General features: G+C 71.9%; 27 protein-coding genes. 12 read left to right on the top strand and 15 right to left on the bottom strand.

From position 1 onward, the window contains the following. Position 1 precedes the first annotated feature (1 nt). Complete coding sequence (locus QI633_RS16025) at positions 2–2,110, bottom strand: molybdopterin-dependent oxidoreductase (protein WP_282426330.1); 2,109 nt, start codon at positions 2,108–2,110, stop codon at positions 2–4. 141 nt (positions 2,111–2,251) lie between these two features. On the opposite strand from QI633_RS16025, the gene rpsO reads away from it, so the two are divergent. The 3 genes from rpsO to QI633_RS16010 all read left to right on the top strand — a co-directional run bounded on the left by rpsO (position 2,252) and on the right by QI633_RS16010 (position 6,281). After that, positions 2,252–2,527: a 30S ribosomal protein S15 gene (gene rpsO, locus QI633_RS16020; protein WP_036542197.1), complete on the top strand. Its 276-nt coding sequence runs from the start codon at positions 2,252–2,254 to the stop codon at positions 2,525–2,527. 149 nt (positions 2,528–2,676) lie between these two features. Continuing rightward, positions 2,677–4,905, top strand: a complete 2,229-nt coding sequence (locus tag QI633_RS16015; RefSeq protein WP_141798287.1) for a polyribonucleotide nucleotidyltransferase — start codon at positions 2,677–2,679, stop codon at positions 4,903–4,905. Next, complete coding sequence (locus tag QI633_RS16010; protein ID WP_141798288.1) at positions 4,902–6,281, top strand: pitrilysin family protein; 1,380 nt, start codon at positions 4,902–4,904, stop codon at positions 6,279–6,281. Before QI633_RS16015 ends, QI633_RS16010 begins: the two co-directional genes overlap by 4 nt. A gap of 131 nt (positions 6,282–6,412) precedes the next feature. On the opposite strand, the gene QI633_RS16005 is transcribed toward QI633_RS16010, so the two are convergent. Then, on the bottom strand, positions 6,413–8,179 hold the full coding sequence (locus QI633_RS16005) for a BCCT family transporter (protein ID WP_141798289.1): 1,767 nt from the start codon (positions 8,177–8,179) through the stop codon (positions 6,413–6,415). Positions 8,180–8,349: 170 nt separating this feature from the next. Beyond that, on the bottom strand, positions 8,350–8,865 hold the full coding sequence (locus QI633_RS16000; RefSeq protein WP_141798290.1) for a class I SAM-dependent methyltransferase: 516 nt from the start codon (positions 8,863–8,865) through the stop codon (positions 8,350–8,352). Between the two features lie 51 nt (positions 8,866–8,916). On the opposite strand from QI633_RS16000, the gene dapB reads away from it, so the two are divergent. Continuing rightward, complete coding sequence (gene dapB / locus QI633_RS15995; protein ID WP_141798291.1) at positions 8,917–9,699, top strand: 4-hydroxy-tetrahydrodipicolinate reductase; 783 nt, start codon at positions 8,917–8,919, stop codon at positions 9,697–9,699. A gap of 12 nt (positions 9,700–9,711) precedes the next feature. Here dapB and QI633_RS15990 read toward each other — a convergent pair whose 3' ends face one another. From QI633_RS15990 to QI633_RS15980, 3 genes are read right to left on the bottom strand one after another with little or no spacing between them, the layout of a single operon-like run. Further along, positions 9,712–10,014 carry an AzlD domain-containing protein gene (locus tag QI633_RS15990; RefSeq protein ID WP_141801002.1) on the bottom strand — a complete coding sequence of 101 codons (303 nt, stop codon included), beginning with the start codon at positions 10,012–10,014 and terminating at the stop codon, positions 9,712–9,714. Then, on the bottom strand, positions 10,014–10,676 hold the full coding sequence (locus QI633_RS15985; protein ID WP_141798292.1) for an AzlC family ABC transporter permease: 663 nt from the start codon (positions 10,674–10,676) through the stop codon (positions 10,014–10,016). Before QI633_RS15985 ends, QI633_RS15990 begins: the two co-directional genes overlap by 1 nt. 3 nt (positions 10,677–10,679) lie before the next feature. Then, positions 10,680–11,198 (bottom strand): GNAT family N-acetyltransferase, encoded by a 519-nt coding sequence (locus QI633_RS15980; protein WP_141798293.1) that lies wholly within the window; start codon positions 11,196–11,198, stop codon positions 10,680–10,682. Between the two features lie 214 nt (positions 11,199–11,412). Between QI633_RS15980 and QI633_RS15975 the strand changes: the two genes are divergently transcribed. Then, positions 11,413–12,423 carry an aldo/keto reductase family protein gene (locus tag QI633_RS15975; RefSeq protein WP_141798294.1) on the top strand — a complete coding sequence of 337 codons (1,011 nt, stop codon included), beginning with the start codon at positions 11,413–11,415 and terminating at the stop codon, positions 12,421–12,423. A 178-nt stretch (positions 12,424–12,601) separates the two neighbouring features. On the opposite strand, the gene QI633_RS15970 is transcribed toward QI633_RS15975, so the two are convergent. From QI633_RS15970 to nadA, 4 genes are read right to left on the bottom strand one after another with little or no spacing between them, the layout of a single operon-like run. Further along, positions 12,602–13,258: a hypothetical protein gene (locus QI633_RS15970; protein WP_282426329.1), complete on the bottom strand. Its 657-nt coding sequence runs from the start codon at positions 13,256–13,258 to the stop codon at positions 12,602–12,604. A 28-nt stretch (positions 13,259–13,286) separates the two neighbouring features. After that, positions 13,287–13,880: a DUF3043 domain-containing protein gene (locus QI633_RS15965; RefSeq protein ID WP_141798296.1), complete on the bottom strand. Its 594-nt coding sequence runs from the start codon at positions 13,878–13,880 to the stop codon at positions 13,287–13,289. A 2-nt stretch (positions 13,881–13,882) separates the two neighbouring features. Further along, entirely contained in the window at positions 13,883–14,251 is a 369-nt protein-coding gene (locus QI633_RS15960) for a zinc ribbon domain-containing protein YjdM (RefSeq protein ID WP_141798297.1), read from the bottom strand. Then, positions 14,244–15,419: a quinolinate synthase NadA gene (gene nadA, locus QI633_RS15955; protein ID WP_282426328.1), complete on the bottom strand. Its 1,176-nt coding sequence runs from the start codon at positions 15,417–15,419 to the stop codon at positions 14,244–14,246. The genes QI633_RS15960 and nadA overlap by 8 nt, the downstream gene beginning before the upstream one ends. A 142-nt stretch (positions 15,420–15,561) precedes the next feature. Here nadA and QI633_RS15950 point away from each other — a divergent pair, with 142 nt between their 5' ends. Further along, positions 15,562–16,770: a globin domain-containing protein gene (locus QI633_RS15950; RefSeq protein WP_282426327.1), complete on the top strand. Its 1,209-nt coding sequence runs from the start codon at positions 15,562–15,564 to the stop codon at positions 16,768–16,770. Positions 16,771–16,782: 12 nt separating this feature from the next. Here QI633_RS15950 and QI633_RS15945 read toward each other — a convergent pair whose 3' ends face one another. Together QI633_RS15945 and QI633_RS15940 are read right to left on the bottom strand one after the other, a co-directional pair. Beyond that, positions 16,783–17,421 carry a helix-turn-helix domain-containing protein gene (locus QI633_RS15945; protein ID WP_141798300.1) on the bottom strand — a complete coding sequence of 213 codons (639 nt, stop codon included), beginning with the start codon at positions 17,419–17,421 and terminating at the stop codon, positions 16,783–16,785. A gap of 75 nt (positions 17,422–17,496) precedes the next feature. Continuing rightward, a complete protein-coding gene (locus QI633_RS15940; RefSeq protein ID WP_282426326.1) occupies positions 17,497–18,360 on the bottom strand; it encodes a GNAT family N-acetyltransferase in 864 nt (287 codons plus the stop codon). Positions 18,361–18,404: 44 nt separating this feature from the next. On the opposite strand from QI633_RS15940, the gene QI633_RS15935 reads away from it, so the two are divergent. From QI633_RS15935 to erpA, 5 genes are all read left to right on the top strand, one after another. Further along, positions 18,405–19,490 carry a glycerate kinase gene (locus tag QI633_RS15935; protein ID WP_282426325.1) on the top strand — a complete coding sequence of 362 codons (1,086 nt, stop codon included), beginning with the start codon at positions 18,405–18,407 and terminating at the stop codon, positions 19,488–19,490. Between the two features lie 41 nt (positions 19,491–19,531). Further along, positions 19,532–20,002: a DUF4334 domain-containing protein gene (locus QI633_RS15930; protein WP_222117805.1), complete on the top strand. Its 471-nt coding sequence runs from the start codon at positions 19,532–19,534 to the stop codon at positions 20,000–20,002. Next, the gene (locus tag QI633_RS15925) at positions 19,999–20,367 is read left to right on the top strand and encodes an alcohol dehydrogenase catalytic domain-containing protein (RefSeq protein ID WP_282426324.1); all 369 of its coding nucleotides are present in this window, start codon (positions 19,999–20,001) and stop codon (positions 20,365–20,367) included. The genes QI633_RS15930 and QI633_RS15925 overlap by 4 nt, the downstream gene beginning before the upstream one ends. Then, complete coding sequence (locus QI633_RS15920) at positions 20,364–21,116, top strand: zinc-binding dehydrogenase (RefSeq protein ID WP_282426323.1); 753 nt, start codon at positions 20,364–20,366, stop codon at positions 21,114–21,116. Before QI633_RS15925 ends, QI633_RS15920 begins: the two co-directional genes overlap by 4 nt. Positions 21,117–21,187: 71 nt before the next feature. Beyond that, positions 21,188–21,604, top strand: coding sequence for an iron-sulfur cluster insertion protein ErpA (gene erpA, locus QI633_RS15915; RefSeq protein WP_260805918.1), 417 nt, complete (start codon positions 21,188–21,190; stop codon positions 21,602–21,604). Positions 21,605–21,703: 99 nt separating this feature from the next. On the opposite strand, the gene QI633_RS15910 is transcribed toward erpA, so the two are convergent. Further along, on the bottom strand, positions 21,704–21,916 hold the full coding sequence (locus QI633_RS15910; RefSeq protein ID WP_141798304.1) for a hypothetical protein: 213 nt from the start codon (positions 21,914–21,916) through the stop codon (positions 21,704–21,706). Positions 21,917–22,056: 140 nt separating this feature from the next. On the opposite strand from QI633_RS15910, the gene QI633_RS15905 reads away from it, so the two are divergent. After that, the gene (locus QI633_RS15905; RefSeq protein WP_282429309.1) at positions 22,057–22,989 is read left to right on the top strand and encodes a carbohydrate kinase family protein; all 933 of its coding nucleotides are present in this window, start codon (positions 22,057–22,059) and stop codon (positions 22,987–22,989) included. Here the strand turns inward: QI633_RS15905 and QI633_RS15900 are convergent. After that, on the bottom strand, positions 22,982–23,209 hold the full coding sequence (locus QI633_RS15900) for a sulfurtransferase TusA family protein (RefSeq protein WP_282426322.1): 228 nt from the start codon (positions 23,207–23,209) through the stop codon (positions 22,982–22,984). The two genes, QI633_RS15905 and QI633_RS15900, sit on opposite strands and share 8 nt — an antisense overlap. Continuing rightward, entirely contained in the window at positions 23,206–24,324 is a 1,119-nt protein-coding gene (locus QI633_RS15895) for an aminotransferase class V-fold PLP-dependent enzyme (RefSeq protein WP_282426321.1), read from the bottom strand. Before QI633_RS15895 ends, QI633_RS15900 begins: the two co-directional genes overlap by 4 nt. Positions 24,325–24,373: the final 49 nt, after the last annotated feature.

The following is a 24,373-nucleotide window of genomic DNA, read 5'->3' as shown; positions in this document are numbered from 1 at the left end:
CTCACGTGACGGTGACCGGTACGCCGGACAGCGCCGCGTTGCCCGACACGTCGAGCCGGTCGGGGTCGGTCAGGTCGTTGATCGACACTCCCGCGACGCCGGCCGCGACGCCGAGCCGGGCGCCGGTGCGGCCGTGCCCGTAGCCGTGGGGGAGCGAGACGACGCCGGGCATCACGTCCTCGGTCGCGGCCACCTCGACCTTCACCTCGCCGACGCGGGAGCGGACGGTGACGACCGCGCCGTCCGCGAGGCCGCGCGAGGCCAGGTCGCTCGGGTTCATGAGCAGCTGGTGCCGCGCCTTGCCGCGGGTGAGCCGTTCGGTGTTGTGCATCCACGAGTTGCAGTCGCGCTGGTGACGGCGGCCGATGAGCAGCAGCTCGCCGTCGGTGGGCAGCGCGTGCTCACGCAGCCGCTCGATGTCGGCGGCCACCAGGTCCGGCACCGCGTCGATCCGGCCGCCCCGCGTCCGCAGCCGGCCGGGCAGCTGACCGGCACGCAGCGCACCGAGGTCCACACCCTCGGGGTGCTTGCGCAGCTCGGTCAGCGTCGTCCTAGAGCCGCCGGAGCGCAGCAGCATCCCGATCAGGAAGGTCGGGCTCATCCGCATCCGCGCCTCGGCGACGACCCGGCGCCTGAGCGGCGGCTTGCGGCGGCGGCGACGGGTCACCCGCAGGTAGAGGTCGCGGAAGATCTCCCAGTCATGCCGCTGGTCGCGGCCCTTCGCGAACACCGCGGGTGTGAACCGGGCCGTGTTGCGCACCGCCAGCAGGTGGAAGACCAGGTCGTAGTGGTCGCGCTCGAGCAGGGTCGTCGGCGGGAGCACGACGTCGGCGTGCCGGGTCGTCTCGTTGAGGTAGATGTCGACCGCGGCGTAGAAGTCGAGGCCCGCGATCGCCCGGTCGAGCGCGGCGCCGTCCGGGGTGGACAGCACCGGGTTGCCCGCGACGGTGAGCAGTGCTCGCACCTGGCCCTCGCCGGGCGTCTCGATCTCCTCCCGCAGCACCGCGACGGGCAGCTCGCCGCCGAACTCGGGAGCCTGCCGGACCCGCGAGCGGTAGCGGTCGTGGTGGCCGCGCCCGATCAGCCCCCGGCCGATCGCGTCGATCGCCGGGCTCGTGAACAGCACCCCACCCTCGCGGTCCAGGTTGCCGGTGACCAGGTTGATCACCTGGACCGCCCACTGGCAGACCGTCCCGAACTCCTGGGTCGACACCCCGATCCGGCCGTACGCCGCCGCTCCGTCGGCGGCCGCGAAGTCCCGCGCGATCCGGCGGATCTCCCCGGCCGGCACCCCGCTCGCCTGCTCGGCGAGCTCGGGGGTGAAGGGCGCGACCAGCGCCTCGACGCCCGCCAGCCCGTCGACGTACGCCGGCGGGGTGGTCAGCCCCTCGGCGAACAGCACCTGCAGCAGGGCCAGCAGCACCCACGCGTCGGTGCCGGGGCGGACGAAGTGGTGCTCGTCGGCGACCTTCGCGGTCTCGGTGCGCCGCGGGTCCAGCACGACCATCCGGCCGCCGCGGGCGCGCAGCTCACGCAGCCTGCCGGGGAAGTCGGGCACCGTCATGAGCGAGCCGTTGGACGCCATCGGGTTCGCGCCGAGCACGAGGAAGTAGGACGTGCGGTCGATGTCGGGCACGGGCAGCAGCAGCTGGTGGCCGTAGAGGAGGTGTCCGACGACCTGGTGGGGGAGCTGGTCGACCGAGGTCGCGCTGAACTTGTTGCGGGTGCGGAACGACTGCGCCAGCGCGACACCGTGGGTCATCGAGCCGAGGCTGTGCACGTTGGGGTTGCCGAGGTAGATCGCCAGTGCGTCCTCGCCGTGCTCGTTGACGGCCCGCGCGAGCCCGTCGGCCACCAGGTCGAGCGCCTCGTCCCAGCCGATCTCCTCCCAGCGTGCGTCGTCGCCGCGCCCGATGCGTCGTACCGGACGGCGCAGGCGGTCCGGGTCGGCGTGGACGTCGCCGATCGCCACGCCCTTGGGGCAGATGTGGCCGCGTGAGAGCGGGTCGTCGGGGTTGCCCCGCACGCCGGTCACGGCGCCGTCCTCGATGCTCAGCAGCAGGCCACAGGTGGCCTCGCACAGGTTGCACACGCCGGTCCGCGTCTCCACGTGGGCATCGTCGCACAGCGATTCGGTCGCGCGTGACCCCCGCTGTTAGCCTTGTGCGGTTGCCGTCAGGACGGCCGCGGATCAAGAGAGCTCCAGGATTTCAGGCTGGGGCGCCGCGCAACGAGCGAACAAGGAGTTCACATGGCAGTCGGTACCGACGCTGAGACCAAGAAGAAGATCATCGCTGAGTACGCCACGACCGAGGGTGACACCGGTTCGCCCGAGGTGCAGATCGCGCTGCTCTCGCACCGCATCAGCCACCTGACCGAGCACCTCAAGCAGCACAAGCACGACCACCACAGCCGTCGTGGCCTGCTCCTGCTCGTCGGCCAGCGCCGCCGTCTCCTCAACTACCTGAAGAAGACCGAGATCGAGCGCTACCGCTCGATCGTCGAGCGCCTCGGCCTGCGTCGTTGATCTCGACGCGCTGATGAACTTCCAGAACGGGTGACCCGCACCGGGTCGCCCGTTCTGCAATTTCCCTGCCGGTCGATAAAGTGGCAGGCGTCATTCAAGTCCGATTCCGCGGGGCAGCGCGTCCCGCACCGCACGAACAAGAGAAAACATTGACTGAACCCGTCATCTCCGAGGTCGAGACCGTTCTCGACAACGGCAAGTTCGGCACTCGCACCATCAAGTTCGAGACGGGCGTCCTCGCCCGCCAGGCCGCCGGTTCGGTGAGCGCCTTCCTCGACGGCGACACCATGCTGCTGTCGGCCACCACGGCCGGCAAGCACCCGAAGGACCACTTCGACTTCTTCCCGCTGACCATCGACGTCGAGGAGCGGATGTACGCCGCGGGCCGCATCCCCGGCTCGTTCTTCCGTTCCGAGGGCCGCCCGGGCGAGGACGCGATCCTGGCCTGCCGCCTCATCGACCGCCCGCTGCGCCCGACCTTCAAGAAGGGCCTGCGCAACGAGGTCCAGGTCGTCATCACCGTCATGGCGCTCAACCCCGACACGCCGTACGACGTGCTCGCGATCAACGCCGCGTCGCTTTCGACCCAGCTCTCCGGCCTGCCGTTCAGCGGCCCGGTCGGCGCCACCCGCGTCGCCCTCATCGAGGGCCAGTGGGTCGCGTTCCCGACCCACAGCCAGCTGGAGAAGGCCGTGTTCGACATGGTCGTCGCCGGCCGGGTCACCGAGACCGGTGACGTCGCGATCATGATGGTCGAGGCCGAGGCGACCGAGGAGACCATCGAGCTGGTCCGCGGCGGCGCCCAGGCGCCGACCGAGGAGGTCGTGGCCGGTGGCCTCGAGGCCGCCAAGCCGTTCATCAAGCAGCTGGTCGAGGCCCAGGTCGAGCTCGCCAACGTGGCCGCCAAGCCGGTCCAGGAGTTCCCGATCTTCCTCGACTACGAGGACGACGTCTACGCCGCCGTCGAGGCCGCCGCGAAGGACGACCTCGTCGCCGCGATGACCATCGGCGACAAGCAGGAGCGCGAGGCGCGCACCGACGAGCTCAAGGCCGGGCTGCTGGAGAAGCTCGCCGGCCAGTTCGAGGGTCGCGAGAAGGAGATCGGCGCGGCCTTCCGCTCGGTCAACAAGCAGGTCGTGCGCGAGCGCGTGCTGCGCGACAAGGTCCGCATCGACGGCCGCGGCCTCGCCGACATCCGTCCGCTGCACGCCGAGGTCGACGTGATCCCGCGGGTCCACGGCTCCGCGCTGTTCGAGCGTGGCGAGACCCAGATCCTGGGCGTCACCACCCTCGACATGCTCAAGATGGAGCAGCAGATCGACACCCTGTCGCCGGAGACCCACCGGCGCTACATGCACAAGTACATCTTCCCGCCGTTCTCCACCGGTGAGACCGGTCGCGTCGGCTCGCCGAAGCGCCGCGAGGTCGGCCACGGCGCCCTTGCGCGTCGTGCGCTGCTGCCGGTGCTCCCGAACCGCGAGGAGTTCCCGTACGCCATCCGCCAGCTCTCCGAGGCCATGGGCTCCAACGGCTCCACCTCGATGGGCTCGGTCTGCGCCTCGACCCTGTCGCTGCTGCAGGCCGGTGTGCCCCTGAAGGCGCCGGTCGCCGGCATCGCCATGGGCCTCATCTCGGGTGAGATCGACGGCAAGACCGAGTACGTCGCGCTGACCGACATCCTCGGTGCCGAGGACGCGTTCGGCGACATGGACTTCAAGGTCGCCGGTACCAAGGAGTTCGTCACCGCGCTCCAGCTCGACACCAAGCTCGACGGCATCCCGGCCGAGGTCCTCGCCGCGGCGCTGACCCAGGCCCGCGACGCCCGCCTGACGATCCTCGAGGTCATGGGCGAGGCGATCGACGCTCCCGAGGAGATGTCGGTCCACGCCCCGCGGATCATCACCGTCAAGGTGCCCGTGGACAAGATCGGCGAGGTCATCGGGCCCAAGGGCAAGGTCATCAACCAGCTGCAGGACGACACCGGCGCCTCGATCTCCATCGAGGACGACGGCACGGTCTACATCGGTGCGACCAACGGCGAGGCCGCCGAGGCGGCCCGGTCCGCGATCAACGCGATCGCGAACCCGACCATGCCCGAGGTCGGCGAGCGCTACCTCGGCACGGTCGTCAAGACGACCAACTTCGGTGCGTTCATCGCGCTCATGCCGGGCAAGGACGGCCTGCTGCACATCAGCAAGCTGCGTGGCCTCGCCGGTGGCAAGCGCGTGGAGAACGTCGAGGACGTCGTCTCCGTGGGCCAGAAGCTGCAGGTCGAGATCGCCGAGATCGATGACCGCGGCAAGCTGTCCCTCATCCCGGTGGTCGAGGAGGCGGACGCCGCCGAGACCGCCGAGGGCGAGGAGTCTGACTCCGAGTGAGCACCACCAGCTCCACGACGGCCGGCCAGCGCTCTGCTGGCCGGCCGTCGGCCGTTTCCCGCGCCGGGGCGTCCACCCGGACCCTCGAGACCGTGCGCGACCAGGCCGGTCAGGTGACCTCGCTCGTACGACGCACGCAGCTGCCGTCCGGGCTGCGGATCGTCACCGAGCAGATGGCCGGCGCCCGCTCCGCGTCCGTCGGTGTCTGGGTCGGCGTCGGCTCGCGCGACGAGACCGCCACGACCCACGGCGCCTCGCACTTCCTCGAGCACCTGCTGTTCAAGGGCACCACCGAGCGCTCCGCGCTCGACATCTCCATCGAGCTCGACGCCGTGGGCGGTGAGTTCAACGCCTTCACCGCCAAGGAGTACACCTGCTTCCACGCGCGGGTGCTCTCCGACGACCTGCCGCTGGCCGTCGACGTGCTCGGTGACATGATCACCGGCTCGCTCATCGCGACCCACGACGTCGACGCCGAGCGCGACGTCATCCTCGACGAGATCGCGATGCACGACGACGACCCCGACGACGTCGTCCAGAACCTGCTCGCCGAGCTCGCCTGGGGCGCCGAGTCGGCCCTCGGGCGCCCGATCGCCGGCACCACCGGTTCGATCGAGGCGATGACCCCGGCACAGATCAAGCGCTTCTACCGGCGCCACTACGCCCCGGCCAACACCGTCATCTCGGTCGCCGGCGCGCTCGACCACGCGGCTGTCGTACGCTCCGTGAAGAAGGCGTTCGGCCGTCACGGCTGGCTCGACGCGCTGGCCGCTCCCGCCGCCCCGCGGACCACGTCGACCCGGCGCCGTCCCAAGGTCGCCGCCGGCGACGGCCGGGTCGACCGGCCCTTCGAGCAGGTCAACCTGGTCCTGGGCCGCGAGGGACTGACCCGCGACGACGATCGGCGCTACGCGCTCGGCGTGCTCAACACCGCGCTCGGTGGCGGCACGTCCAGCCGGCTGTTCCAGGAGGTCCGCGAGGTGCGCGGGCTGGCGTACTCGGTCTACTCCTTCGCCAGCCACTACGCCGACTCCGGGATCGTCGGGGTCGCCGTCGGCTGCCTGCCCGACCGCACCGACGAGGTGCTGGCCGTGGTCCGCGAGCAGCTGCGGCTGATCGCGGAGGAGGGGATCACCGAGGACGAGCTGGTCCGCGGCAAGGGTCAGCTGGTCGGCGGGATGATCCTCGGCCTCGAGGACTCCGGCTCGCGGATGATGCGGCTGGGCAAGAACGAGCTGGTCAACGGCGAGGTGCTCGGCATCGACGAGGTGATCGCGCGGATCGAGGCGGTCACGCTCGACGAGGTGCGTGAGGTCGCCGCCGAGGTCTTCGGCCGGCCCGAGCTGCTCGCTCTCGTGGGGCCCGGCTCAGCGTGAGCCGACGGCGCGAGCAATCCCTCAGATCGTTCGATCGAACGATCTGAGGGATTCCTTCGCGCGTCATCCCCTCGAACCGTTCGATCGAACGACTCGAGGGCGACGGGCGTGAGTCCGGCCGGACTGATCCGTCAGGATTCCCGGACGACGTCGGCCTCGACCGGCTCGGGCTCGGGGTCGACCGGCTCGATCGACAGCACGAAGTCGTCGCCGTGCTCGGTGACACCGGCGATGACGGCCTGCTCGACCGCCTCCTCGCCGTAGCGGCGGCGCACGACCATCGGGTCGGTGCGCAGCTCGCGGACGAGGGCGGCCGCGAGGCCGATCATGATCACCACGAACGGCAGAGCCGCGACGATGGTGATCGTCTGCAGGCCGGTCAGGGCGTTCTCGCCGCCCGCCAGCAGCATCACCGCGGCCACGGCGCCGGTGGCGACGCCCCAGAAGATGACGGTGCTGCGCCGCGGCTCCGTCGTACCGCGCTCCGAGAGGCTGCCCATCACGATCGAGGCCGCGTCGGCGCCGGACACGAAGAAGATCGCGACCAGCACCATCACCAGGATGCTGGCGACGGTGGCGAGGGGGAGCGCGTCGAGGGTGCCGAAGAGCTGGGCCTCGAGGCCGCCGGCGTTCGCGATGTCGGTGCCGGTGCGCTGGAGGTCGATCGCGGTGCCGCCGAGGATGCAGAACCAGATCACGCTGACCACGCTCGGGACCAGCAGCACGCCGGTGACGAACTGGCGGATGGTGCGCCCGCGCGAGATGCGTGCGATGAACATGCCGACGAACGGCGTCCAGGACAGCCACCACGCCCAGTAGAAGACGGTCCAGCCGCTCAGCCACGCCTCGGTGTCGGCACCCTCGGCGCCGGTGCGCGCGGCCATCATCGCCAGGTCCTGCACATAGCTGCCGAGCGAGGTCGGCACCAGGTTGAGGATGAAGACGGTCGGGCCGACCACGAACAGGAACAGCGCCAGGACGACGGCCAGCACCATGTTGATGTTGGACAGCCACTGGATGCCCTTGGCGACGCCGGAGACGGCCGAGAGCACGAATGCGACGGTCAGCACGCTGATGATGCCGACGAGGACGCCGTTGCCGAGCGGGCCGATGTCGCCCACGATCTCGAGGCCGCTGCTGATCTGCAGGGCACCCAGGCCCAGCGAGGTCGCCGAGCCGAACAGCGTCGCGAAGATCGCGAACATGTCGATCACCTTGCCGGCGCCGCCGGTGGCCCGCTCACCGAGCAGCGGCGCGAACGCCGCGGAGATCAGCTGCACGCGGCCCTTGCGGTAGACGCCGTAGGCGATCGCGAGCCCGACGACGGCGTAGATCGCCCACGGGTGCAGGGTCCAGTGGAACATCGTGGTCGCCATCGCGGTCTGCGCCGCGGCGTCCTGCTCGCCGCTGGTGCCGGGAGGCGGGTCCACGAAGTGCGAGAGCGGCTCGCTGACGCCGTAGAACATCAGCCCGATGCCCATGCCGGCGCTGAACATCATCGCGATCCACGACGTCGTGCGGAACTCCGGCTCCTCGTCGTCGCGGCCCAGCGGGATGGTGCCGTACTTGCTCATCGCCAGCCAGATGACGAACACGACGAAGCCGCTGGAGGTCAGCACGAACAGCCAGCCGGTGTTGGTCATCACCCAGTCCAGCGCCTTGCCGGAGGCGGTGCCGAGCGAGCTGGTGCTCGCCAGGCCCCACACCACGAAGGCGATGCTCACGACGGCCGCGACGCCGAAGACGACGGGGTCGAGACCGCGGCGTGCGGGCGCGTCGACCTCGACGGCCTGGTCCAGCGCCGGGTGCGGTACGACGTCCGCGGCGGGGGTGCTCAGCGCGTCGGCCAGGTCGGCGGCTCGGGTCTTGCTCGGGGCACTACGGTCGGTCTGGGTCACGTCTCTCCAGGGTCTCGCCGATCAGGACGAGCACGCGCGCCGAGGCGGTGAGAGAGGTCCGATATTGAGGTCAGGCCAGCCCCGAGACGGGCGTACTGCTCCCGCACGTTAACAAGGAGTGACCCCGCCGCGTCGAATCGGGGGCGGCCCCGGGAGGGCCTCGGGACGGGTCAGCGGCGGCCGATGATGCCGATGACCGGCGGCATCTTGGAGTCCACGATGTAGACGCGGAAGCCGCCGTCGCGCAGCTGCTCGGACGCCTTCGCGAGGATGTCGGGCACCTGCTCGGGGCGGGTGGTGTCGAAGAAGAGGTTCACCGAGCCCCCGGGCATCAGCCGCTCGTGGAGCAGTGCGATCTCCTCGCTCGCGTCGCGCACCCAGAACAGGTTGACGTCGAACGCGAAGACCTTCGTGAGGCGCTTGACCGGCACCCGCAGCGTGGCGAGGTCGATCTGGCGCACCGTGAGCCGGCCGGCGGCGATGTGCTCGGCGCAGCGGGCCTTGGTGCGGTCCACGCCGGCCTCGGACCGGTCGATCGCGAACATCTTGCCCTTGCCCTCGAGGCGTCGGCAGATGAGGTCGGCGGCCGCGCCATTTCCGCAGCCGATCTCCAGCACGTGGTCGTTGGGCTGGACGTCCATGAAGTCCACCGCCCACCGGATCCGGGCCGGGATCTTGTTCACCATGGGGGTCAGCCTGCCAGAACGCGAGCCGGGGTGACGCACTACCTTGGTGGCGTGAGTTCACGTGTCGCGGATCAGGGTGCTGCTGAGCGCCTCCAGGTGGGCGTCCTCGGTGCCCGGGGCAAGGTGGGCGCGGAGGTCGTCAAGGCCGTCGAGAGTGCCGACGACCTCGACTTCACCGTCGGGATCGACCAGGGCGACGCGGTCGCCTCGCTGGTCGACAGCGGCACCCGGGTGGTCGTCGACTTCACCCATCCCGACGTGGTGATGGACAACCTGCGCTTCTGCATCGAGAACGGCATCCACGCCGTCGTCGGTACGACGGGCTTCGACGACACGCGCCTCGAGACGCTGCGCGGCTGGCTCGCGGACAGCCCCGGCACCGGCGTCCTCATCGCCCCCAACTTCTCCATCGGTGCGATCCTCATGATGCGCTTCGCCGCGGTCGCCGCGCCCTTCTTCGAGTCGGTCGAGGTCGTCGAGCTGCACCACCCGACCAAGGCCGACGCCCCCAGCGGCACGGCCGGCCGCACGGCCGAGCTGATCGCCGCCGCCCGCCGCGAGGCCGGCAGCGCGCCGATCCCCGACGCGACCAGCACCGGGCTCGAGGGCGCGCGGGGCGCCGAAGTCGACGGCGTACGCGTCCACAGCGTGCGGGTGCGGGGACTGGTCGCCCACCAGGAGGTCATCCTCGGCGGGCTGGGGGAGACCCTGACCATCCGCCACGACTCGCTCGACCGGGTCTCGTTCACGCCCGGCGTGCTGACCGGCGTACGCCGGATCGGGTCGTTCCCGGGCCTGACGGTGGGCCTGGAGCACTTCCTCGACCTCGGCTAGCCTCCCCGGCGCTCAGAGCAGCCGGACCAGCGCGGCGGCCGCGGCCGAGCCGAACACGACGACCAGGAACGGCGCCCGTGCGAGGAGGAGCAGCACGGCCACGCCCAGCGCCAGCACCCGTGCATCGAGCACCAGCGCGCGGCCCTCAGGCGCGGCGAGCACCTGCACCGTCACCAGGGCGGCCAGCAGGGCGACCGGGATCAGGTCCGCGATCCGGGCCACCAGCGGGTTGCCGAGCACCCGTGCGGGCACGGAGAGCCCGGCCAGCTTGAGCAGGTAGCAGCCGACGCCGGCGCTGAGCACCGCCCACCACATCACCGGGTCAGCGCTCCCACGAGCACGGCGACGCCGGCCGCCACCAGCACGGGTACGCCGGCCGGGGTCACCGTCACCGCGCCCGCCGCCACCAGTGCAGCCAGGGCCGCGGTCGCCTTCAGCACCGGCGTGGTCAGCCGTGGCCACAGCAGCGCGAGGAAGGCTGCGCCCACGGCTGCGTCCAGGCCGAGGTCGCGCGGGTCGCCGAGCTGCTCGCCGGCCACCGCACCGGCGAACGTGGTGAGGTTCCACAGCACGAAGATCGTCACCCCGGTGGTGAGGAACCCCGTGCGCGCCAGGTCTCGGTCGGGACGGGTCACCGCCATCGCGGTCGACTCGTCGATGAGGACCTGTGCCGCGGCTGCCCGGCGCCAGCCTCGATAGCCGAGCAGGGGAGCCAGGCGCAGGCCGTAGAGGGCGTTGCGGGTGCCGAGCAGCATCGCCGTCAGCGCCCCCGCGATCGGCGTTCCACCCGACCCCAGGACGCCCACCAGCGCGAACTGCGAGGCGCCGGTGAACATGACCAGCGAGAGCGCGCAGGTCTGGGCCAGGCTCAGCCCGGACGCGACGCCGACCGCGCCGAAGCTCAGGCCGTAGGTGCCGGTCGCGATCGCGACGCCGAGGCTGTCGCGGATCACGGTCCGCCTGGTCGGCTCGGCCACGGGCTATGCGAGACCGGTGTGCAGCCGGACCTGCTTGAGCGTCGTACCGGACTCGTCGGCGAGCTCGCGGCTCGCGCCGTCCGCCTCCCAGCCGGCACTGGTCAAGAAGGCCCGCAGCACGTCGTCGGTCGCGTCCAGCCAGCACACGGCACGTGCGAAGCCGTCGGCGGCCAGGGTGTCGGCGCAGGCCTGCAGCAGTCGCGAGCCGTGCCCGGCGCGGGTGGCGTCCGGACTCACGGTGAACTCGGCCATCTCACCGTCGGCGGCCGGATCGGCGTCGGGATCGGCGTTCGGGCCGGTCAGCGCGAACCCGACGACCTGGTCGCCGGCGAGCGCCACGAGGGCGCGGTGCCGGGCCTCCGGGGGCCGGGAGAGGGACTGGCGCCACGCCTCGGTGAGGGTGGGGACGTCGAGGGCCGGGCCGGCGTCGTACCGCTCCTGCCAGGCGCGCAGCTGGACCGCCGCGATCCCGGTGGCGTCGGCCGGCCAGGCGACCCGTACGGAGACGTCAGCAACGACCATGCCGGCCATCCTGTCAGGGCGGGGGTGTGGCATCGGCGACTAGGGTGTGGCTCCTTGTCCCGCGCCGTCGCGAGCGGGCTTTCGGGCCGATCTGGCAAGGCGGCGGAGCGATGACGTGCTGGATCGCCCTTCGAGCGACGCCAACGCAGCCAGATCGAGTCCGAAAGTCCGCGCAGCAGGCGCGGGATGAGGAGCCGCGCCCTATGGTCGGGGCATGGAGATTCGCAACCTCGGGGCGAGTGGCCTCCGCATCTCGGCCATCGCCTACGGCAACTGGATCACCCACGGCTCCCAGGTCGAGGAGGACGGCGCGCTGGCCTGCGTGCGCCGCGCGCTCGACGAGGGGATCACCACCTTCGACACCGCCGACGTCTACGCCAACACCGCCGCCGAGACCGTGCTCGGCCGGGCGCTGGCCGGCGAGCGGCGCGAGGGCCTGGAGATCTTCACCAAGGTCTTCTGGCCGACCGGGCCCGGCAAGCACAACGACCACGGGCTGTCCCGCAAGCACATCCTGGAGTCGATCGACGGCTCGCTGCGCCGGCTCGGCACCGACTACGTCGACCTCTACCAGGCCCACCGCTACGACCACGAGACGCCGCTCGAGGAGACCATGGTGGCGTTCGCGGACGTCGTACGGTCGGGCAAGGCGCTCTACATCGGCGTCTCGGAGTGGCGGGCCGAGGAGATCCGGTCGGCCGCCGAGCTGGCCCGCGAGCTGCGGGTGCCGCTGGTCTCCAACCAGCCGCAGTACTCCATGCTCTGGCGGGTCATCGAGAGCGAGGTCGTCCCGACCTGCCGCGAGCTCGGCATCGGCCAGATCGTCTGGTCGCCCATCGCCCAGGGCGTGCTGACCGGCAAGTACCGTCCCGGCCAGGCGCCGCCCGCCGGCTCCCGGGCCACCGACGAGAAGGGCGGCGCCAACGACATCAGCCGCTGGCTGCGCGACGACGTGCTCGAGCGGGTCCAGCTGCTGCAGCCGATCGCCGACGCCGCCGGCCTGTCCCTGGCCCAGCTCGCCGTCGCCTGGGTGCTGCAGAACGACAACGTCTCGGCCGCGATCATCGGCGCCAGCCGGCCCGAGCAGGTCACCGAGAACGTCAAGGCCGCCGGGATCACGCTCGACGCCGACACCCTGGCAGCGATCGACGGGGCGCTCGACGGCGTCGTCACCTCCGACCCGGCGCTGACCCGCTCGCCGCGGCGCTCGGAGATCCTGGGCTGAGCTGCCTGGCGCGCTTCGCGCGCATGTCGCGCCGCCTGCCAACGCCGCTTCTTCCTCCCCCGCTCGCTCGTTCCTCGCTCGCTCCTCCGTGCAGAAGCGGCGGGCGGCGCGACGACCTCCGGCTACCGCACGGCACGCGCGGAGCGATCTCGGCCTGCCGTCAGGGATGGGGTCGTTCCTACAGCGTGAAGCGGTAGCGGCTCGTCGGAACCAGGTCGAGACCCTCGGCGGCGCCGAACCGGGCGCAGCTGTCCATCAGCATCGTGAACCGGCGCTGGAGTTCCTCGTCGTCGCCACCGCTGCCGTAGAACGCGTGCTGGTCGGCCATCGCCGCCATGGGGAACAGCTCCTCGACGATGCCGGCCACGTCGCGTCCGCCGTCGGTGAGGTGCGCAACGACCGGGTTCTGGACGTAGCCGAAGGTGCCCTGCGTGTCGATCGCTACCTGCGTGTGGCGGTCCAGCCAGTCGGCGAGCCAGGCAGCGTGCGGCATCGCCGCCGGGCGGCGCAGGAACGCCAGGTTCGCCAGCGCGTCGGTGCGTGCGCCGTCGGCCACCGCGGGCGGGACCAGCGGCTCGCGCTCGTCCACCGACCACGCGTGCACGTCCGGGTCGTGGCGTCGTACGACGTCGAGAAGGGGCGCGGGGTCGCGGTCCGTCCACGCCGTCACCACGGCCGTGATCGGCGTACCGGGGCCGAACCTCATCGCCGGCGCGACCTCGTCGTCGTCGACGTTGACCTGCAGGCGGGTGGCGCCGGTCGCGGCGACCTCCGCGCGGAACGCGGGCTTGAGCAGGGCGGGGCCGGGGCCGTGCAGCGCGGCGATGACCTTCATGCGCCTGAAACCTAGCGCATGCTTGGTGCTACTTGTCGTAGTCCTCGGGCAGCGGCTGCCCGATCTTGACGCGGGCCTTGGGCAGGCGCATGAACTTCATCTGCATCGACCGGGTCAGCGCGTAGTAGGTCGTGCCCTTGAGCGGCTCGTCGGGGAAGCGGGTGCGCAGCTCGCGGCGCAGCCGGAAGCGGAGGACGAGCATGTCGGTCACGACGAACAGCACGGTGGCGAGCAGGACCATGCTGGAGGCCTGCACGAGCGCCGAGTTGCCGGTGTAGCCGAGCATCAGGCCGATGATCATCAACGGGATGACCATCTCGACGATGGAGAAGCGGCGGTCGACGTAGTCGCGGATGAAGCGGCGCACCCGGCCCTTGTCGCGGGGCAGGAAGTAGCGCTCGTCGCCGCTCTTCATGCCCTGGCGGATCTTGCGGCTCTCCTCGGCGCGGTACTCCCGCTGGCGACGCGAGGCGTCGCGGCGGTCGGTGGGTGCCTTGGCGCGCGCCTTGGCGGCGGCCTCGGCCTCCTTGCGCGTCGGCGTCGGGCGGCCCTTTCCGCCGACCTTGCCCTCACCGTCCGGTGCGGGCTCGGGGGCGGCGGGGGACTTGGTGCGCTTGAACACGATCAGGCCTTCCGGACCAGGCTGGACTTGAGCTGCATCGGGCCGAACCCGTCGACCTTGCAGTCGATGTCGTGGTCGCCGACCCGGATGTCGGGGGCGACGAGGCGGATGTTGCGGACCTTGGTGCCGGACTTGATCGGCTTCGGCGCGCCCTTGACCGGCAGGTCCTTGACCACGATGACGTCGTCGCCGTCGGCGAGGGCGTTCCCGTTGGCATCGCGTACGACGCCCGCGGCCGCCGCCTCGTCAGCGGCCGCCGCGGCCTCGGCGGGCGACCACTCGTGGGCGCACTCGGGGCAGACCAGCAGGTCGCCCATCTCGTAGGTGTACGCGCTCGAGCACTCCGGGCACGGCGGGAGGGCGTCAGTCACGGTGGGACTTCCCGGGCAGGTCCAGCATCCGCTGGAGGGCGGCCAGCGCGTCGGCCTCGGTCTGCGGGTCGACCTCGATCTGGTTGACGACGACGCCCTCGACGAGGTTCTCCAGCGCCCACACGAAGTGGGGCAGGTCGATCCGGTTCATCGTCGAGCAGTAGCAGACGTTGCGGTCCAGGAACATGATGTTCTTGTCCGGGTGCGCGTTGGCCAGGCGCTGCACCAGGTTGAGCTCGGTGCCGATCGCCCAGCTCGAGCCGGCAGGCGCGGCCTCGATGGTCTTGATGATGAACTCGGTCGAGCCGACCAGGTCGGCCTTGAGCACGACCTCGTGCTGGCACTCGGGGTGGACCAGGACGTTGAGGTCCGGCACCTTCGCGCGCAGCTCGTCGACCACGTCGGCGGAGAACCGGCCGTGGACCGAGCAGTGGCCCTTCCACAGGATCATCCGGGCGCCCGCGAGCTCCTCGGCGGTCAGGCCGCCGTTGGGCATCAGCGGGTTCCACACGACACACTCGTCGAGGGAGTACCCGAGCTGCAGGACCGCGGTGTTGCGGCCGAGGTGCTGGTCGGGGAGGAACAGCACCTTCGTGTCGGGGCCCTTCTGCTGGAACGCCCAGTCGAGGGCGACCTCCGCGTTGGACGAGGTGCACACGACACCGCCGTTGCGGCCGCAGAACGCCTTGATGTCGGCGCTGGAGTTCATGTAGGTGACCGGCACGACGACGTCCTGGACGCCAGCGGCGGCCAGCGCCTCCCAGGCCCGCTCGACCTGGGCGATCCGCGCCATGTCGGCCATCGAGCAGCCGGCGGCGAGGTCGGGGAGGATCACCTTCTGGCCGGGGCCGGTGAGGATGTCGGCGGACTCGGCCATGAAGTGCACGCCGCAGAAGACGATGTACTCCGCGTCGGGGCGGGCCGCCGCGTCACGGGCGAGCTTGAAGGAGTCGCCGGTGACGTCGGCGAACTGGATGACCTCGTCGCGCTGGTAGTGGTGCCCGAGCACGAACAGCCGGTCGCCGAGCTTCTCCTTGGCCGCGCGGGCGCGCGCCACCAGGTCCGGGTCGGAGGGCGCCGGCAGGTCGCCGGGGCAGTCGACGCCGCGTTCGGAGAGCGCGTCCGTGCCACGGCCCAGCGGCAGCAGCGGGAGGTCAACGGTGGTCATGGAGTCATCCTAGTTTGGCCGCGGATCCCGCCGTTCCCCGGCCAGCCCCGCGAATAGTCACGGCCGAAGAGGGATCGGCGTCCCGCCGGCCACGGACAGGATCAGGTGTTCGTCCACCACCCAGCCTCACCAAGGGGTCCCCATGAAGCTGTCCACCGAGTCCGAAGCCGTCGTCGCCGCCACCGCGGGCGTCGTGGCCGAGCACGCCGAGGCGATCACCGGCGTCTTCTACCCGGACATGTTCGCCGCCCACCCGGAGCTGCTCGACGTGTTCAACCGGGCGAACCAGGCGGTCGGCGAGCAGCCGAAGGCGCTCGCCGCGTCGGTCGTCGCCTTCGCCGTCCATCTCATCGACCCGGACGCACCCGATTTCGGTCCGGTGCTGCGTCGCATCGCCCACAAGCACGTCTCCCTGGGCATCCATGCGGCCCAGTACACGATCGTCGGGCACCACCTGCTCAAAGCCGTCAAGACCGTGCTGGGCGAGGCGGTCACGCCGGAGGTGGCCGCCGCGTGGGACGAGGTGTACTGGCTCTTCGCCACCGCCCTGATCGCCGAGGAGGCCCGCCTGTACGCCGGCCACGGCACCGACCCGGCCCACCCGTGGCGCCCGCACCGGGTCGCCGAGCGGGTCGAGGAGTCCGAGGACGTGTTCTCGCTCGTGCTGGTCCCCCTCGACGGCGAGGTCCTCCCGCACCGCACGGGCCAGTACGTCGCGATCGCCGTGGACCTGCCGGACGGCACCCGCCAGCCGCGGCAGTACACGATCTCCTCCGGCCCCGGCAACGACTCGCTGCGGGTGACCGTCAAGCGGATGCGCGGCACCGACGGCGCCCCCGACGGCCAGGTGTCCGGCTGGCTGCGCGAGCACGCAGTCCCGGGCGCCGTCCTCGACGTCTCCCAGCCGTGCGGGGACGTGGTGCTCGACGAGTCCGAGGTCCCCCTGGTGCTGGTGTCCGCGGGAATCGGCATCACGCCGGTGCTGGCGATCATGGCGGACCTGTCCCGTCGGCAGCCGGCCCGGACGGTGCGGCTGTTCCACGCCGACCGGTCCCACGACGACCACACCCTCTACGTCGAGCTGCGGCGCAGGGTGCTGGCGATGGCGGACGCCCGGGCACAGAACTGGTACGAGGAGCGCGCCGACTCCGCGCCCACGCTGCACCCGGCGCGGGCGGGCCGCATGGACCTGTCGGACGTGGAGATCCCGGAGCAGGCGCAGGTGGTGATGTGCGGCCCGATCCCGTTCATGCAGGAGGCTCGCCGCACGCTGATCGGTCAGGGCGTGCAGTCGGGCAACATCCACTACGAGGTGTTCGGGCCCGACCTGTGGGTGCAGCAGCCGGCCTGACCCGCCGGGACCTCAGTCGGTGCCGGCGCTGCCGGCAGCATCGGTACGGCGCAGCCGGACCACGCACGACCGCGGCGTGACGAACGGCTGGAGCGTGCCCAGCTCCAGAGGGCCGGGGACCTGCTCGAGCATCGACTCGACCAGCCGGGTGTGGACCGAGCACACCATCGGCCGCTCCTCGGCGCTCACGTCGCCGTAGTGGCAGGGTGTCAGCCCGATCGTGAGGTCCTCGACGTCGACCACCGGCTCGAGGCCGGTGTCGTCGAGGTGCTCGTAGAGCACGTCGAGCTGGTGGGCGGCCCCCTCGCCGAGTGACCCCCCGTGAGCGGGGTGCGGGGCGAGCTTGCGCAGCAGGTCGCCCCGCTGGGCCGCCTCCGCGGCCCGCTGGGCCGCCCGGGGGTTCTGGCTGGTGTCGCTCACGGGGACGAAGGCCACCGGCGGGCGTCCGCGCCGCTTCGTCGCGACCGTGTGACGGGCGACCAGGCCCTCCTCCTCGAGCACGCCGAGGTGGTCCCGCGCGGTGTTGACGTGCAGCCCCGTGGCCTCGGCGATCTCGGCCAGGAGGCTGCCGGGCCGGTGCTGGACGGCACGCAGCACCTTCAGCCGGCCCAGCGGAGTCAGGCCGCGGAAGTCGTGCGCACGGCGAGGCATCGGGCTCCCTGTCCGAGGGCGACCGGACGGTCGCGCCAACGGTCCGATCCTAAGCCCGGATCCGGGCTAAGCCCGTCACAGCAGCGCACCGTGGTGCACGTACGGCGAGGGCGGGGCCATGCCGCGCAGGCCGAGGTGGCCGCGGGCGACCAGGTCCAGCCGGGCGGTCAGGCCGACCTCGACCGCCCAGTAGTTCGCCGACGTCACGTGGGCGATCTCGTAGCGCTCCTCGGCGCTCGCGAGGCACTCCCACAGCAGGGTGCGCGCGGCGTCCTCGTCGCGGGCCGCGAGCAACGCCATGACCCGGCCGTTCGTGTAGGCGTAGCCCGAGCGGTCGGTCGTCACGACCAGCCGGCCGGCGGCCAGCAGCCGCTCGTGGTCGGTGCCGTGCGGACCGCCCCGGTGGGCGCGGTCCAGGTCGTCCATCCAGGCCAGGTCGTCGGCGTCGCCCTCGCGCACCCCGGTCAGGGCCGGCAGTACCGACCGGTCGACCGCGCCGTGCAGGGCGAGCTGGGGGTGCAACCGGAACCCGGCCAGGTGGTAGCGGCGCAGCGCCCGGGGGTCGACGGAGGCGGCGAGCATCCCGCGGGGCGTGTCGGCGCCGTACGCCACCGCGGCGTCGAGCACCTGCGCGCCGATCCCGGCCCCCTGCAGGCCCGGCCGGACCGCGAAGGTCGCCAGGCACCAGACCCGCTCGCGGCGGAAGCTGGTCGCGAACCCGACCACCTCGTCGTCCTGAACGGCGACCCAGCATCCGTCCGGGTCGGAGGCCAGGAAGCCCCGGGTACGGGCCTCCCAGGCCGCGCTGTGCGAGGCGGAGCGGCGCTCGGGCGGGGGCGCGGCGGGCAGCCGGTTGGCGACGTCGAGGGCGAAGAAGGCGTCGTCGCTGATCCCCTCGGCCAGGGGTACGTCGGCGTCGGTCATCGGTCGGATCAGCACGTCTTGCACACCTGTGACCGTAGACGTCCCCCATGATGTGACGCATGCGGATCCTGGTCGCCCCCGACAAGTTCGCGGGCACCCTGACGGCGGTCGAGGCCGCCGAGGCCATCGCGGCCGGCTGGCGCCGGCACGCGCCCGACGACGAGGTCGTGCTCGCCCCCATGTCGGACGGCGGGCCCGGGTTCGTCGACGTCCTGCACGCGACCCTCGGCGGCGAGCTGCTCGCCGTCGTCGGCGAGGCGCCGCAGGGCCACGAGGTCCCGGCCACGATCCTCGAGGTGGGCGACACCGTCTACGTCGAGAGCGCCCAGGTCTGCGGCGTCCACCTGACGGACGGCAAGCTCGGCGAGTTCGGTACGACGGTCGGCGTCGGCCGCCTGCTCCTCGAGGCGGTCAACGCCGGCGCCCGCCGGGTGGTGGTCGGGCTGGGTGGCTCGGGGACCAACGACGGGGGAGCCGGCCTGCTCGCCGCGCTCGGTGCGGACGCGGACGTCGCGCTGGACGTCGGCGGGATCTTCCTCGACGGGGTGAGCCGGGTCGACCTGAGCATCCCGCGCGGCCTGGTCGACGGCGTCGAGATCATCGCGGCGACCGACGTCGACAACCCGCTCACCGGGCTGTTCGGGGCGAGCAAGACCTTCGGCCCCCAGAAGGGCCTCGACGAAGAGACCCAGGTCCTGCTCGACGGGTTCCTCGAGAGCTTCGCGGCCGCGACCGACCGGCGGGTGGCCCTCGAGCCCGGCGCCGGTGCGGCCGGCGGGCTCGGCTTCGCGCTGATGCTGCTGGGCGGCACCCGCGTCTCCGGCATCGAGCTGGTCGCCGAGGCGGTCGGCCTGGCCCGCCAGGCCCGCGACGCCGACCTGGTCATCACCGGCGAGGGCGCCTTCGACTTCAGCAGCCGCGCCGGCAAGGTCCCGGCCGGGGTGGCCGCGATCGCAGCCGACGCGCTGCGCCCGTGCGTGGCGCTGGCCGGCCAGGTGCTCGTCGGGTCCCGGGAGATGCGCGCGCTCGGCATGGACGCGGCGTACTCCCTGGTCGACGCCGTGGGCGAGGAGCGGGCCTTCGCCGACCCGTCGGGTGCCCTGAGCGAGCTCGCGGCCAGGGTCGCCCGCACCTGGTCGAGCTGAGCCACTCGCGCCAAGAGTGGAACGTGTTCTAGATTGCCCGGGTGACGGACATCAGAACCCGCTTCGACGAGCTCCGGGCCGCCGAGCACGCGGACCCCGCCGACCTCGACGCCCTCTGGGCCGACCTCGCGACCGTGGAGGTCGAGGAGATGCTCGGTGCCTGGCGGGGCGGCGACTTCGCCACCGGGCACGTCGCCAGCAGCGTGCTGGAGAAGGTGCGCTGGCACGGCAAGCGCTTCGACAGCCCGCTCGAGGCGGTCCCGCTGGTCTGTCGCGACGAGAACGGGGAGCTCTACTCCAACCTCGCGGCCGGTGGCGGCGGCGAGGCGTCACTGTGGCCCGTCGGCTTCCGCGGCGAGGTCACGGCCACGATGGTCTACGACAAGATGCCCGTCCTCGACCACTTCAAGAAGGTCGACGCCGACACCGTCATGGGCATCATGAACGGCAAGCTCGCCGGGACCTTCGGCATCGACGACCTCTACTACTTCTGGCTGGAGCGTGACGCGTGAAGACGACTGCCTACCTCGTCGAGGAGCCCGGTGGCGAGTTCGTCGCCGCCGAGGTCGAGCTCGAGGAGCCCCGCGACGACGAGGTCCTGGTCCGCATCGTCGCGACCGGCCTGTGCCACACCGACCTGACCGTGCCGACCATGCTGCCGCAGGAGATGCTGCCGACCGTCGTCGGCCACGAGGGCACCGGCGTCGTGGAGAAGGTCGGTGCCGCCGTCAGCGGCATCGAGGTCGGCGACCACGTGGTGCTGAGCTTCCGCTCCTGCCGGCAGTGCGCGCCGTGCCTGGCCGGCGACGTCGGCTATTGCGAGCAGTCCCTGCTGCTCAACTACATGGGCATGCGCGCCGACGGCTCGACCACATGAAGCGGAGCCAGGAGGATGGGGGCGGCCAGACCGTCTTCGGCAGCTTCTTCGGCCAGTCCAGCCTGGCCCGCCACGCCCTCGCGTACGCCGACAACTGCGTCGTCGTCGACAAGCGGCTCGACCTCACCCGCCTGGCACCCTTCGCCTGCGGCTTCCAGACCGGTGCCGGCACGGTGCTCAACGTCCTGGACCCCGCGCCCGGCGAGAGCATCGTCGTGTACGGCGCCGGCGCGGTCGGCCTCGCCGCGATCGCCGTCGCCCGCGGCGCCGGCGTGGAGACCGTGGTCGCCGTCGACCCGGTCGCCTCGCGCCGCGAGACGGCCGCGGGCTACGGGGCGATCGCGCTCGACCCGACCGAGGAGGGCGCCGCACCGGTCGAGGACCGGGTCCGCGAGGCGACCGGCGGCGGGGCGACGTACGCCATCGACACGACGGCCATCCCGGCCGTCGTACTGCAGGCCCAGCGCTCGCTGCGCACCCGCGGCATGCTGGTCGCGCTCGGGCTCGGCGCGCCGGAGTACACCATCGACGCGATCGACCTGCTCTCGAGCGGCAAGATCGTGCGCTCCTCGATCGAGGGGGAGGCCGATCCGCTGGTCACGATCCCCGAGCTGATCGCGCTGCGGGAGGCGGGCAGGTTCGACGTCGACCACCTCGTCACGACGTACCCGTTCGAGAAGATCGCCGACGCGGTGGCCGACTCCAGGGCGGGGACGGTGGTCAAGCCGGTCCTCGTCTGGGGGGAATAACCAGGACTGTGCGACCATTGGGCTAGTCGAACACCCTTTGGCTACACCGACTGACACACCCTGGAGTGAGCATGAGCGACAGCTGCTGCGGAGGCGGCCACAGCCACGAGGCCCCCGGCGCGACCACGACCGTCGCGGCCCCGGTGGACCTCGAGCGCCGTGAGGACCAGATCAACCTGAGCCCGGTGGCGGCCACGAAGGTGAAGAGCCTGCTCGAGCAGGAGGGTCGCGACGACCTCTCCCTGCGCATCTCGGTGCAGCCCGGCGGCTGCTCGGGCCTGCGCTACCAGCTCTTCTTCGACGAGCGCACCCTCGACGGCGACATCGTCACCGACTTCGACGGCGTGGCCGTCGTCGTCGACCGGATGAGCGTGCCCTACCTCAACGGCGCGGTCATCGACTTCGTCGACACGATCGAGAAGCAGGGCTTCACGATCGACAACCCGAACGCCACGGGCTCCTGCGCCTGCGGCGACTCGTTCCACTGAGGTTGAGTTGCCACTTTCTCACCGTTGAATTGCCACAGCCGCACGGGTAGCCCGTGCGGCTGTGGCAATTCAACGGTGAGAAAGTGGCAACTCAACCCGTCAGTCCAGGTGGAGGTGCAGCGCGTTGGCGAGGCGCTGGGCGGCCTCGGAGATCTGGATGTCGCGCTTCGGCACCTCGCGCGGCTGGTCGTCGAAGTGGATGCTCGGCGCGGGTCGGGTGGCCTTGACGGCGGCGTCCTGGAGGCGCCGGCTGACGGCCTGGCAGTCGGCGTGCAGGTCGGCGGGGCTGGCGATCTCTTCGTACGGCGGCATGTCTTCGACGCTAAGCGTTACTTTCCAGTACTCCCAGGGGGAACGCCGTCGCGCCGGCTACGGCTCGGTTAACCTTTCGTATCGTGACTGCACCCACGGGCTCCCTCCTGATCGCCGGCTCGATCGCCACCGACCACCTGATGACCTTCGGCGGGAAGTTCGCCGACTCGCTGGTCGTCGAGCAGCTCGACAAGCTGTCGGTCTCGTTCCTGGTCAACGACCTCGAGATCCGCCGTGGGGGCGTGGCGCCCAACATGTGCTTCGGGCTGGCCCGGCTCGGGCTGCGGCCCGTGCTCGTCGGTGCCGCGGGCGAGGACTTCGCCGACTACCGCTCCTGGCTCGAGCGCAACGGCGTCGACTGCGACTCCGTGCACATCTCGGAGAGCAAGCACACCGCCCGCTTCGTGTGCACCACCGACACCACCATGGCCCAGTTCGCGTCCTTCTACCCGGGCGCGATGAGCGAGGCCAGCCAGATCGAGCTGCTGCCGATCGTCGAGCGGGTCGGCGCGCCGGCGTACGTCCTCATCGGTGCCGACGACCCCGACGCCATGAAGCGGCACACCGAGGAGTGCCGCCAGCGCGGCTACGCCTTCATCGCCGACTGCTCCCAGCAGCTCGCGTTCGCCGAGGGCGACCTGATCCGCGACCTCATCGAGGGCGCGGCGATCCTGTTCTCCAACGAGTACGAGTCGCACGTCATCGAGAAGAAGACCGGCTGGAGCGCCGAGGAGGTCCTCTCCAAGGTCGGCCTGCAGGTCACCACGCTCGGCAAGGACGGCGTCCGGGTCACCTCCAGCGACGGCACCTCCTTCGAGGTTCCCGCCGCCAAGGACGTCGCCGCGGTCGAGCCGACCGGCGTCGGCGACGCCTTCCGGGGCGGCTTCCTGGCCGCGCTGTCGTGGGGCACCTCGCTCGAGCGCGCCGCCCAGGTCGGCTGCGTGCTCGCCGCCTACGTCGTCGAGACCGTCGGCACCCAGGAGTACGACTTCACCCACGAGCAGTTCGTCGCGCGCATCCGCGACTCGTACGGCGACGACGCGGCCGACGAGGTCGCCAAGTACCTCAGCTGAGGCGCCGCACCACGTAGCGGGGCGCGCCGTCCGCGGCGCGCTCCTCGCCGACGTACTCCTGCCCGCGCATCCGGCACCACGCCGGCACGTCGTGCTGCGCCGCCGGGTCGCGGGCGACCACGGCGAGCAGGTCGCCGACCTCCACGGTCGGCAGCGCCTTCGCGAGCTCGATGACCGGGCGCGGGCAGGGCAGGTCGCGGCAGTCGATCTCGGTGGTCACAGACCGGCCTCCGCCCGGATCCGGCCGACCTCGTCGGCGAGGGCGGCACAGAACGCCTCGACCTGCGCGGCGGTGGTGTCGCGGCCCAGCGAGACCCGCACGTTGCCGTGCGTGAGGGCGCCCATCGCGGCCAGCACGTGGCTGGGCTCGAGCGTCGAGGCGGTGCAGGCCGAGCCGCTGGCGACGCCGAAGCCGCGCCGCGCGAGCGCGCTGACGATCTCGTCGCCGCCGACGTAGAGGCAGGAGAACGTCACCAGGTGGGGGAGCCGGGCCACCGGATCGCCCACGACCTCGGTGTCGGGCAGGGCCGCCGCAGCCGCCCGGATCCGGTCGACGAGCGCGTGCTGGCGCGCGGCGACCTCCTCCCGCTCCGCCAGGACGGCCTGCAGCGCGGCCGCCGCGGCGAGCGCCGCGGGCACGTCGGGGAAGCCGCCCAGCTGGTCCAGGCCGTCGTCGCCCGGGAACGGGTTGGTCCACCGGGTGCCGCGCCTGACGGCCAGCACGCCGACGCCGGCCGGGCCGCCCCACTTGTGCGCCGACGCGGTCAGCGCGTCCCACCGGCGGGGGAGCGGCACGTGGCCGACGGCGGCGGCCGCGTCCACCAGCAGCGGTACGCCGGCCGGCAGGTCGAGCCCGGCGACCCGCTGCACCGTCCCCACCTCCTGGTTGGCGGCCTGCAGCGCCACCGCGCCCACGCCGGGGAGGCGCGCCGCCCCGGCCAGCGCGGCGAGGTCGACATGGCCGAGCGCGTCGACCGGGATGCTCGCGTGGGCGGGGGAGGGACGCCAGGCGGCGGCGTGGAGCACCGCGGAGTGCTCGACCGCTCCGTGCACGATCCCGTCGCGCCCGCTCGCCGCGGTCAGGCCCAGCAGGCCGCGGTGCACGGCGTCGGTCCCCGAGGCCGTGAAGCCCACCTCGTCGGGCCGGGCGCCGAGGCACTCGGCGACGACCGCCCGGGCGTTGTCGAGGAGCAGTCGCGCATCGCGCCCGGCGGCGTGCAGGCGCCGTGGGTCGCCGTACCCGCGATCCAGGGCGGCCAGCAGGGTGTCCCGGGCCGCCGGGTGGAGCGGGGTCGACGAGGCCGAGTCGAGGTAGACCTCGGAGGTACTGCTCACATCCGAACCCTAGAACACCCCAACGGAAGGACCCCTTGCCCCGACCGGG

Origin of the sequence: Nocardioides sp. QY071 (genome assembly GCF_029961765.1) — a bacterium.
GTDB lineage: Bacteria > Actinomycetota > Actinomycetes > Propionibacteriales > Nocardioidaceae > Nocardioides.
This window is presented reverse-complemented; position numbering and strand designations above follow the sequence as displayed.